The following is an 11,378-nucleotide window of genomic DNA, read 5'->3' as shown; positions in this document are numbered from 1 at the left end:
CGCAAAGAAACCGGGTTTTTAGGATAAATCGTTGTTTTTAACAATAAATATTGACGAAAAAACCCGGTTTCTGGATTCGCCTGCGTAAGTCCTGAATAATTCTAAATGATTTGTGAGAGAAAACTGTAGGGATTTGGTTTCTAAATCCCATTTATTCTTGGGTTTGGAGACCAAAACCCTTACATTAAGGAAGTTAGAAGTTAGTAGGGGCGAACGGCCGTTTGCTTCGCATAACTATCGTTAACGCCCGTACAGAAGTTATTTTTGTAACGGGGATTTGAGCAACTCTCCAAAAATATTTCACCTTAAAAGGCGGAGTTTTAGACCCAATTATTTTGATAAAATCTTACTATTCAAAAACTAGAAATAAACCTGAACAAAGAGCAAGTCGCAACACTTCATCTTTTTCTTTATTTGTAAGTATTTAGCCGTCAGCTAACAACTATTAGCTATTTTTTAGTTTTAGATAAAAGCTTTATTAACTAAATCATAATTAAATCTGACTACAAAAGCCGACTTTATAGTCTAAATTAATTTCGAATCCCTCCTTAAAGTTAAAATATTATCGCTAAAAGCTGACAGCTAGTAGCTGAATACTTACCTTAACTTTATTAATATATCTTAAATTAGCAATCTTGTCTATAAATGTTTATAATTGGGAAAAATATAGTATATTTTCTGTATATTTGAGAGGAATTAATAATTTAATATCAGGGTAAAAATTCAACCTTCAGCTATCAGCTATCACCCATGAATTATTAACTATAGCAATCAGGAATAATACCATTTATCATACATTCTTGCTACATCTCTTTGAGCAGTAGGGACGCCCTTATGCAACATCCGTACAGAGCAGGGAGTAGGGTTAAAAAATATCTTATATCTTTATTTAATGGCAACAAATTGTTAAAAACATTGCTCTTACTGATTTATTAGTTAATAACTGAAGTTTTGAGCAACTTCTTGCATTAATGCATGGGAATTGGTATGAGATGTGAGAAAAAAGTGTAGGGATTTGGTCTTCAAACCCAAGCTCTAAGGATTTGGAGATCACACCCCTACGATAAAATCTTACAACCTATTTAGGATTGCTATAATTAATCAGATCGAAAGAGAGATTAGTCTCTAAAAAGTGACATAAGAATAAAATTGGTCATCAGCTAACCGTAGTAAGTCCTGTATGTTTAAAAACTGATAGCTGAAACCTAATAGCTGAATGCTTACATATCAGGAAATTAAACTCTAATTTAGATTGGTTAATATAGTAGTCATATTATTTTTGAATAAAATGTTGATTGAACGTTTAAAAAATATACATTGGAATCAAGCACCAAAAATCATATCTTTATTTTCAGCTTGTGGAGGAATGGATTTACCATTTCACTATGCAGGATTTAATTTGGTTTGGGCAATTGATTCTAATTTTTATGCCTGCAAAACTTTTGAGAGAAATATTTCTAATATTATCGAGAATAATCAAATAGAAAACATAAATATTTCTCAAGTTCCAGAAGCAGATTTAATTACCCAAAAATGAGGTCTAAAGCCTCCCTTTTTAAGGGGATGAAAAAAATATTTAATTCAGTATTTCAAGCCTCCGACTTCAGTCGGAGGTTCACTGATAACTGATAACTGATAACTGATAACTGATAACTGAAATGACAGGAGGTTTCCCTTGTCAAGATTTTTCAATGATTTGAAAACGCCCAGGTTTAGAAGGTACTAGAGGCAACTTATATACCTACTTTTTAGACTTTGTTAAAAGGAAACAACCCAAGGCATTCATAGCAGAAAATGTCAAAGGTTTATTAAGTGCAAATAAACATCAAGCAATTCAACGAATAATCTCAGATTTTGAAAGTATATCTCCTGGTTATTTAGTCAAACCTAAACTATATAATTTTGCTGATTATGGAGTACCTCAGTTTAGGGAAAGAGTAATTTTAGTTGGGATTAGAATGGATACAGGTTTTAATTTTATTCATCCTGCACCAGAATATGGAATTGGTCAGAAATATCCCTATATAACTGCTTGTGAAGCACTTAAAAATGTCGAAAAAATTCCTTACAATAATGAACATCAAAAAATTCAACCTCGGACAATTGAAATATTGAAAAGAATAAAAGCAGGAGGAAATTTTACAGACATTCCTAAAGATAGTCCCTACTATGTAAAAGGAATGATTAGTCACGTTTATCGATGCATTCATCCAGACAAACCTGCTGCAACAATTATTGCTGGTGGAGGTGGAGGAACATGGGGTTATCATTATCCCGAACCAAGCTCTTTAACAAATAGAGAAAGAGCAAGATTACAAACATTTCCTGATGATTTTATTTTTGAAGGTTCTTTTACTGAAATTAGGCGACAAATTGGTAATGCAGTACCTCCAGATGGAATTGTTTCTATTGTTGAATCTTTAATTCCACTATTCAAAAATGATTATCAGAAAATAGATTTATATAGTCTTAGTAAACATTTACAAGCTATGTCAATCAAAGAAAGATTAAAATTAGCAGAATCAGAACTACATGAACAACCAATACAGTTAAGTTTACTCTAGTTTTTGAAATTAATTTTATGGCTATTTATACTAATCATAATGGTTGTTAGTAAATTAATAAATTTTATGGCATCCCTAAAAATGTAAGTATATTATTTAGTAAACCTATTTCTTTTTCATAAGTAATACTAAATCCGGTTTAAATAGGAGGTTTATTAGAAGGATAAAGCACTTATACTAGAGGCAGGAGATAAAAGAGTTTTTCATAACCGGATTTGGTATAAAGTGTGAAAATCATTACTTGCTTACTACTATCAATTTAACCATTAAGGAGTAATATTATGGCTCGACTATCTGGTAAGGATAGAGAAATATTAGATGAAGCATTGATTAGTGCCTTTAGACACTATAACGCATTGAAGAGAATGGTCAGATTTCAATTAGATGAAAATCTAGAAGAAATTGCGGATAAAAGTACACTTAATCAAGTTGTTTTTAATCTATCAAATTGGGCAGAAGCAGAAAACAAACTACGGTGGTTGATTGAAGGAGCTTATAAGGAAAATCCTCATAATCAAAAGTTACAATATTTCTATAAAACTATCTTCCCAAAGTATTTTCCTGTCAAGCAATCCATTATTTCTGAGAAACAAAAGAACGCATTAGTAGATATTTTAGAATAAACTTTTTCAGGTTTTATTGATTATGAAATCTTGAAAATAACTCTCGAATTTACTGAGCGATTAACTAAAACCAAATCTGTAAATGAATCATGCAAAAATAGGATTAAACAATGGCAAGAAAAGATAGCTTTTGAAGCATCTGAAGAATCTATTGTTTTGATTACCAGTTCTTATGATAAAAAAGCAAATGTAATTGGTACTGGATTTGCTTTCCATCGAGAAGAAGATATTACTTATTTACTTACCTGCGCTCATGTTGTTGAAGATATGGGTGGTAAAAATAATGTATTAGTGAATAATATTCTTGCAGAAATTGTAGCAATAGGAGATATAAGAGGTTTTGATTTAGCAGTTTTGCAAGTAAGAAAACTTGACCATATTCCTTTGTTAAAATTAACTATTTTCTCTTCACAAATAGAAAAAGATTTAAACATTAAAATCTGGGGTAATTATCTTTACGGTGAAGAGAAAAAAATATTGTTTCAGCCAGTCGAAGGTATAATAGAAATGTCTAAAAAAATCAAGGTAATTCAATCTGGAGAAAAAGTAACTTTTTGGAAATTACAAATACAAGAAGGACGACTACAAAAAGGCTACAGTGGTTCACCTGTTATTGACTCAGAAACAGGTTTAGTTTTAGGCGTAACTACTAATATGGAAGACAAAAATGGAGAGCAAGGAACAGCAATATCTATAGCAGCTTTAAGGAAAATTTGGCCGAAAATACCTCTTGAAAATATTTAACTTCTTAAATTGATCTTATTGGAGGCATACTTAAACGTTTCAAAGTCTGTCTCTTTTCTTCTTCAGTTAAACCTTTGCTCTGTCAAAATGAATTACTTGATTTTGCAGATTCTTCAAATTTTTCTCAAAGAGGATTGTTTGGTAATTTAGAATTTACCTGTCAAATTAATGATACTACTACAATTAATCAAACAGAGACTTATCTTAATTGGTTACTAACTGATAATATATCTGTTAATTTTGCTAAATGTGAATCATTTCTAATTATTGAATCAGTCAAAGAAAACCGCAAAAAAGTTTCTTTTCAGAAAGCAAAAACAAAACCAGTTATTAATTCTACCTTTCCTTATTTAGATATATCTTTAGCTAGAGTTGATAACCAACAACGTTCTAACTTAAATGCTTTTTTTGGCAAAGAGAAGATGGAATAGAAAAACAGGAATTGTGATTCCTAGAGACTGGTATGAAGTAGAAATTATTGTAGATATAGCTACAACTAAAAATCCTATTTATCCTCAAGGAGATTTTGTTGCCTACACTGATGATAACTTAGTATTTCCCTGTCGAACTCAAGGTGATTATTATAAAAATTTGAGGTCAAGAGATGACTTAAAAATTTTAGGTCATTGGATTAAAGGAAAACTACAAAAAAAGGAGTTTTAGAACTATTTCAACCAGTCACAAGTCAAACATTAGAAGAATATGGCAAAGACTACATTCGGATCTATAAATTATCAGATTCAGATTACTACTTAGAATTTTAACTAATAACAATGTAGGTAGACATTATCCCTGCGCTCCAAGTCAGAAAAAACTCTAAATATACTAATTCAAAATATTCAGCAATCTTCAGATAAGCGATCGCTCCTCCCTCTCCCACAAAAAAACAAAAAAGCCAAAAAAAGAATATGAATAAATCTTTCTGAGTTTTGGCTTTTCATTACATTTTCCTACTTTTAACTTTTAACTTTACCCAATAATTAATAATTATTAATTAAATAATTCACCTTTAAAGCTTCCCCAATAAAGGAGAAAAAATTTATTTTTTTCTTTCTAGGTCTTACCTCTCCCTAAAAGGGAGAGGTAATTATTAATTATTAATTATTAATTATTAATTGCTGAACTATCTATCCACAGACCCCATAATAATGTCAATGCTACCCAAAATAGCCACAAGATCCGCCACTTTTGCACCCTGCAAAATATGAGGAAAAATCTGTAAATTCACAAAATCTGCCGCCCGAATCTTAAAACGCCAAGGAAACATATTATCATCACCAATAATATAAATCCCAATCTCACCCTTGCCACTTTCAATCCGAACATAATGCTCACCTTTAGGAATCTTAAAAGTCGGAGCAATCTTCTTACCTAAAAATTGGTAATCAAAACCATTCCACTCAGACTTAGGCCCCTCAGCTATCCGTTTAGCTTCCAGATTTTCGTAAGGTCCACCAGGAAGTCCTTTAATAGCTTGACGAATAATCTTAACCGACTCCCGCATTTCCCTAATTCTTACCAAATATCGCGCCAAACAATCTCCATCTTTCTCCCAGTGAACTTCCCAATCAAAATCGTCATAACATTCATAGTGGTCAACCTTCCGTAAATCCCACTTGACCCCAGAAGCTCGCAACATAGGGCCAGAAAGCCCCCAATTAATCGCCTCTTCCCGACTAATGACACCTAATCCCATAATTCGGCGACGGAAAATTGGGTTATTAGTAATCAGACGCTCATACTCGTCAACCTTCGGCAAGAAATAACCACAAAAATCCTCACACTTATCCACCCAACCGTAAGGCAAATCAGCAGCTACCCCACCAATACGGAAATAATTATTATTCACCATCCGATAACCCGTGGCAGCTTCCCATAAGTCATAAATCATTTCCCGTTCCCGGAAAATATAGAAAAATGGTGTTTGCGCACCCACATCCGCCAAGAATGGGCCAAGCCATAACAAGTGATTAGCAATCCGGTTTAGTTCCAGCATAATTACCCGGATATAACTCGCCCTTTTTGGAACTGCAATATCGGCCAACTGTTCCGGAGCATTTACTGTTATGGCCTCATTAAACATTCCCGCAGCATAATCCCAACGACTAACGTAAGGGACAAACATTGTATTAGTGCGGTTCTCGGCAATCTTTTCCATGCCCCTGTGTAAGTAACCAATCACAGGTTCACAGTCAACTACATCCTCTCCATCTAATGTGACAATTAACCTTAACACCCCGTGCATTGAGGGATGATGAGGCCCCATGTTAATGACCATGGGTTCGGTTCTAGTTTGAATTTGGCTCATCTTGGTTATTTTCCTATGAGTGATGTTTGATGTTTATGCCCAATCATTTTGGCCTTAGTTTTTTTAGGCTAAATGTTATTATGTTTTGTGGCGTAGACTTAAACAATTATAGAGAGAGCAAGTTAGTGGAACCAGATACGATTGATAAAATTCTTTAGGAATTCCACAAAAACACTATATTATAGAGTTCAAGAACTATAACGTTGCAAATATGTAGCGTTTATTACTCAAAAATGTGTCAGTCCTTTTCTTTCTCAATTCCCCAAATAGTGAGAGGTGAGTTGCTCAGAAATTTTAGAGAACAATATACACAAAATTTTTGACTTAGGAATTCCACAAAAACACCATATATAGAGTTCAAAAACTATAACGTTGCAGATATGTAGTGTTTATCCCTCAAAAATATGTCAGTCCTTTTCTTTCTCAATTCCCCAAATAGTGAGAGGTGAGTTGCTCAGAAATTTTAGAGAACAATATACACAAAATTTTTGACTTAGGAATTCCACAAAAACACCATATATAGAGTTCAAAAACTATAACGTTGCAGATATGTAGTGTTTATCCCTCAAAAATATGTCAGTCCTTTTCTTTCTCAATTCCCCAAATAGTGAGAGGTGAGTTGCTCAGAAATTTTAAAGAACAATATACACAAAATTTTTGACTTAGGAATTCCACAAAAACACTATATATAGCGTTCAAAAACTATAACGTTGCAGATATGTAGTGTTTATCCCTCAAAAATACGTCAGTCCTTTTCTTTCTCAAGTCCCCAAATAGTGAGAGGTGAGTTGCTCAGAAATTTTAGAGAACAATATACACAAAATTTTTGACTTAGGAATTCCACAAAAACACTATATATAGCGTTCAAAAACTATAACGTTATGGATATGTAGTGTTTATCCCTCAAAAATACGTCAGTCTTGTGACTTTGAATTTTGCCAGAATTTTAAATATATAGCAACAGCCAGGGCGATTAGGACATAGACTGATGATGAATCTTAGACTAGGAAACACTTTCCCAACTGTTCCCAGTTAAGTGTTCCCTGTTCCCTGCTATAATATTAAACTTTTGACTTAATGAACCATGTACCAGTTTTAAGTAGTGAGTTAATTTCCGGTTTAGCAATTCGTCCAGGAGGTCTCTACTTAGATGCAACATTGGGATTTGGTGGCCATACTCAGTTAATTCTAGCTGCTGCCCCAAACGTTAGAGTAGTAGCTATCGATCAGGATGAACAAGCGATCGCTTCTTCTCAAATCTCACTGGCCTCTTATCGTTCTAACATCCAATTTTGGCATGGCAATTTTGCTAATTACGAGCCGAAAAATCCCGAATTTGATGGTATAATAGCCGACCTAGGTATAAATTCCGTACAGTTAGATACCCCAGAACGAGGTTTTAGTTTCAAACATCAAGGTAAATTAGATATGCGGATGAACCAGCAACAAACTATAACAGCAGCCCAAATCATTAATCATTGGGAAGAAGCCAAGTTGGCAAATATTTTTTATACTTATGGAGAAGAACGTCTGTCCCGGCGCATTGCCAGAAGAATAGTAGAAAGTCGTCCTTTTAAAACAACAACCGAATTGGCCGAGGCGATCGCCCACTGTGTCCCTCGTAAATACCGTTACGGTAGAATACATCCAGCTACTCGTGTTTTTCAAGCTATCAGAATAGAAGTAAATCAGGAACTTACAAGCCTAGAAACCTTCCTCAAGAATGCTCCTAACTGGCTAAAAATCGGAGGTAGAATCGGAATTATTAGCTTTCATAGTTTAGAGGATCGTTTGGTCAAACATGGCCTGAGAGACTCATCTACTTTAAAGGTATTGACAAAAAAACCCATCCAGCCTCAAGATAATGAAATATCAATCAATCCACGGGCACGTTCTGCTAAACTAAGATTTGCAGAAAAGTTAACCTAAATCATACACTTAGGAAATTTGCAGAAAAATATACATAAAAACTGAATTGCTAAATCGTATTTCTATTGGTCAAATATAGATACGATTGAAATAATTAAATCCATATATGATAAAAAGCACATAGATCGAGAGCCGATAGATAGAGTAAGTATTAGGAGGCTCAATCCAATGCTAGACTTTAGATGTAGAAGTTAAAAAAGTAATATAGCCGATAATGACAGAAAGTTATATTTCATAATTGGTTTGGTCTTAATTTATCCATCGCCCCTAAAGATGACAATTTTATGTAATCAAGACATATACTCAAATGTAGTAGGTGAGATAAGGCTAATAATCAAGAAAAAGTAATGCTCAAAATTATCAAAGTTTACGGCTATATTAATTATTATGTGACAAAGCAAAAATATTTTGTTATAAAATACTCTAACGGCCAAAATGAGAGTGTGATATCTAAAAATTTGTCTGGGAGCTAAAATATAGCATGAGTCTGGGAGATAAGAAGAAACTGAAATTGATGGTAGTCGATGACGAACCAGACAACCTGGATTTGTTGTACAGGACGTTTCGGAAGGACTTTAAAGTATATAAAGCAGATAGTGCCTTCACTGCAATGGACGTTTTAGAAGCGGAAGGAGAAATGGCACTGATTATCTCTGACCAAAGAATGCCAGAAATGAATGGTACAGAGTTTTTAGGCCAAACCTTAGAGACATTTCCAGATACAGTTAGGATTCTACTTACAGGCTACACAGATGTAGAAGATTTAGTAGAAGCAATTAACTCAGGTAAAGTATTTAAGTATATCACAAAACCATGGAATCCAGAAGAACTAAAAGTAGTAGTTCAACAAGCTTCAGAAACCTACAAAGTTGTGAAGCAAAGAACTAATGCTTTAACTCTGGCTCTGAGACGAGAGTCGATTTTGAATGAGGTGATGAGTGCGATTAGAGAATCATTGGATTACTCTAATATGTTATCGACAATAGTTCAGACAGTAGGACGAACTTTTACAGCAACAGAAGGAATATTATGGCCAGTAGAAGGCGATCGCCTAATATCTCAGCCTGTTTCCTATCAAAGTTCTGAAAATACTGAGACCAACTTGAGCATCACCGAAGAACTATTATTACAAGTAGTACAAAATCGTCAAACCTACTTTGAAGAAGGTTCAAATAAAAACAGTTGCAAATTAATAGTCCCTCTGATTTACCAGCAAGATTTACTAGCAGTTTTAGCCCTTAATCAAGAAAACAGTAGTAACTTCTGGTCATCTGAAGATATAGGATTGATAGAAAGTGTCTTAGAGCAAGGAGCCTTAGCATTATCTCAAGCTCAACTATATCAGCGAACCAGGGAACTGGCCGAAAAAATGCGTAGTGAGCTAGAAGTAGCTCGTCAGATACAAGGTAACTTATTACGTCAAAGTTGGCCAGATTTTGATAACTTCAGGATACAGGCTTGTTGCTATCCAGCCCGAGAAGTAGGAGGTGATTTTTTTGAAGTATATACTCACCCTCAAGGGGAAATCTGGTTAGCATTGGGAGATGTTTCTGGTAAGGGAGTACCTGCTGCATTATTCATGGCTAGTGCTATTTCTGTGATGCGACGAGAACTTTCTCAAGAAAATCCTCCAGATCCATACGAAGTCATGCAAAATCTCAACAGTAGTCTGTCAGACGATCTAATAAGTAATAATTGCTTTATTACAATGGTCTTAGCTCGTTATACACCAGAAACTGGCTCATTGGCTTATGCTAATGCAGGCCATATATATCCTTTGGTTTGGTCTAAAACAGCATTGCCAACTGATGGAAACAACAGTTCTGAGCAAGAACCAAATTTCCTCAAAGATCGTGGTATTCCCATAGGAATATTGCCAATATGGAAAGGCAAAGCAGGTACTATAGACTTAGATTCAGGAGATGTATTCCTACTCACAAGTGATGGCATCACTGAAGCTACAGTAGTTCAAGATGGTACTCGTGTAATGCTGCAACAAGAAGGTTTATGGGAACTCCTACAGGAGCATAAAAACCAACTAGATCTAAATAGCTTATTGGCTTATATCCGAGCTGATAATCAAGTTCAGGAAGATGACCAAACTATACTATCTCTGGAGGTTCTGTGAATTTATGAAAACTGAGCTTCAGGTGCCAAGCAACCTAAGTTTTTTAACTATTGTCGAACATTGGTTATTAAGCAGTTTAGAAGTAGAGCTAGGAGAACATATTGATTGGCCTCGTCAATCCAACCGTTTGCGCTTGGTACTGGCGGAAGCTTATTCCAACGTGATTCGTCATGCTCATAAAGACCAGCCCCACTTACCAGTGCTAATACGCTTAGAAATTCAAGATCGCGATCTGGCTTTGGAAATTTGGGACTATGGTCAAGGCTATCATACAGAAGATTATAACCCACCCACACCAGAGGCCAAACAAGAAAGTGGTTATGGATGGTTAATTATGAATAGACTAATGGATCATGTAGACTATAGTTTGCAAATAGATGGTAGAAACTGTCTAAAGTTGGAAGCAAATATACCAGAAAAAGTGCAATAGGACATTTACCCGATCATTAAAAATTTCCTTTAAGTGGGAAAATAGCCGTTGAAAGGGCTGGATGTAAATGACTTGGGTAGGTTTACTCATACTTAAAAAGGAAACAACCTTAAGGTTTAGGTAGGGCGACTTTGAATGGGCTTTTACTGAAGAATTAATAGTTAAATAATTTCAGATAGAAAGCATATCCTGCATTAAGGGGAAAAAGCGGTTGATGGATGGCGAGGTTTTCCTTCCCTCCATAACATTACGCGCTCGCCATATCCAATAAACCAAAAGAAAAGAAAAATTTTTCATATTACTTAAACCTCTCCTTACAAGGGAGAGGTAATTATTATATTAATTATTGATTACTGTACCACTCTGAAAAACAAAAGAGACTAAATAGGGCTTGCTGAAAAAGTATGCATGGGGTTTGGGTAGTCCTCAGGAGACTTGAGACAAGCCACCCCTAATATAGAATCCGGGTAATTAGTTATCGTATTACTGAGGAGTAATGAGTAATGAGTAATGAGTAATGAGTAAGGAGTAAGGAGTAAGGAGTAAGGAGTAATATCAAATCCGGTTGAATACAAGAGTGTATTGTTGGGGGAGATGGTCCGATTGTCCGATTTAATAATGAACATATACTATATAACCGGATTCTATATAA

At 34.7% G+C, this 11,378-nt stretch carries 9 protein-coding genes and 1 pseudogene; 9 read left to right on the top strand and 1 reads right to left on the bottom strand.

The window, feature by feature from the left end; all coding sequences use genetic code 11:
- Positions 1-1,252 precede the first annotated feature (1,252 nt).
- The 6 genes and pseudogenes from F6K40_RS34965 (at position 1,253) to F6K40_RS34940 (ending at position 4,594) form a co-directional block, all read left to right on the top strand.
- Positions 1,253-1,537, top strand: coding sequence for a DNA cytosine methyltransferase (locus F6K40_RS34965; protein ID WP_293143176.1), 285 nt, complete (start codon positions 1,253-1,255; stop codon positions 1,535-1,537).
- A gap of 121 nt (positions 1,538-1,658) precedes the next feature.
- A pseudogene (locus F6K40_RS34960) lies at positions 1,659-2,564 on the top strand (DNA cytosine methyltransferase); the annotation flags it as partial.
- 281 nt (positions 2,565-2,845) lie between these two features.
- Positions 2,846-3,187 (top strand): effector-associated domain EAD1-containing protein, encoded by a 342-nt coding sequence (locus F6K40_RS34955; protein WP_293143173.1) that lies wholly within the window; start codon positions 2,846-2,848, stop codon positions 3,185-3,187.
- A 30-nt stretch (positions 3,188-3,217) separates the two neighbouring features.
- Positions 3,218-3,931 carry a S1 family peptidase gene (locus F6K40_RS34950; protein WP_293143170.1) on the top strand — a complete coding sequence of 238 codons (714 nt, stop codon included), beginning with the start codon at positions 3,218-3,220 and terminating at the stop codon, positions 3,929-3,931.
- A gap of 74 nt (positions 3,932-4,005) precedes the next feature.
- Complete coding sequence (locus F6K40_RS34945; protein ID WP_293143167.1) at positions 4,006-4,362, top strand: hypothetical protein; 357 nt, start codon at positions 4,006-4,008, stop codon at positions 4,360-4,362.
- A gap of 13 nt (positions 4,363-4,375) precedes the next feature.
- Positions 4,376-4,594, top strand: coding sequence for a phospholipase D-like domain-containing protein (locus tag F6K40_RS34940; RefSeq protein WP_293143164.1), 219 nt, complete (start codon positions 4,376-4,378; stop codon positions 4,592-4,594).
- A 460-nt stretch (positions 4,595-5,054) separates the two neighbouring features.
- Here F6K40_RS34940 and F6K40_RS34935 read toward each other — a convergent pair whose 3' ends face one another.
- The gene (locus tag F6K40_RS34935; RefSeq protein WP_293143161.1) at positions 5,055-6,239 is read right to left on the bottom strand and encodes an NAD(P)H-quinone oxidoreductase subunit H; all 1,185 of its coding nucleotides are present in this window, start codon (positions 6,237-6,239) and stop codon (positions 5,055-5,057) included.
- A gap of 1,077 nt (positions 6,240-7,316) precedes the next feature.
- Here F6K40_RS34935 and rsmH point away from each other — a divergent pair.
- The 3 genes from rsmH to F6K40_RS34920 all read left to right on the top strand — a co-directional run bounded on the left by rsmH (position 7,317) and on the right by F6K40_RS34920 (position 10,726).
- On the top strand, positions 7,317-8,168 hold the full coding sequence (rsmH, locus tag F6K40_RS34930; RefSeq protein WP_293143158.1) for a 16S rRNA (cytosine(1402)-N(4))-methyltransferase RsmH: 852 nt from the start codon (positions 7,317-7,319) through the stop codon (positions 8,166-8,168).
- A gap of 481 nt (positions 8,169-8,649) precedes the next feature.
- The gene (locus tag F6K40_RS34925; RefSeq protein WP_293143155.1) at positions 8,650-10,296 is read left to right on the top strand and encodes a SpoIIE family protein phosphatase; all 1,647 of its coding nucleotides are present in this window, start codon (positions 8,650-8,652) and stop codon (positions 10,294-10,296) included.
- Positions 10,297-10,300: 4 nt separating this feature from the next.
- Positions 10,301-10,726 carry an ATP-binding protein gene (locus F6K40_RS34920; protein WP_293143152.1) on the top strand — a complete coding sequence of 142 codons (426 nt, stop codon included), beginning with the start codon at positions 10,301-10,303 and terminating at the stop codon, positions 10,724-10,726.
- Positions 10,727-11,378: the final 652 nt, after the last annotated feature.

The sequence above is a fragment of the Okeania sp. SIO3I5 genome (genome assembly GCF_010672085.1).
GTDB lineage: Bacteria > Cyanobacteriota > Cyanobacteriia > Cyanobacteriales > Microcoleaceae > Trichodesmium.
Note: the sequence above shows the minus strand (reverse complement) of the source record. Positions and strands in the feature narration are given on the sequence as shown.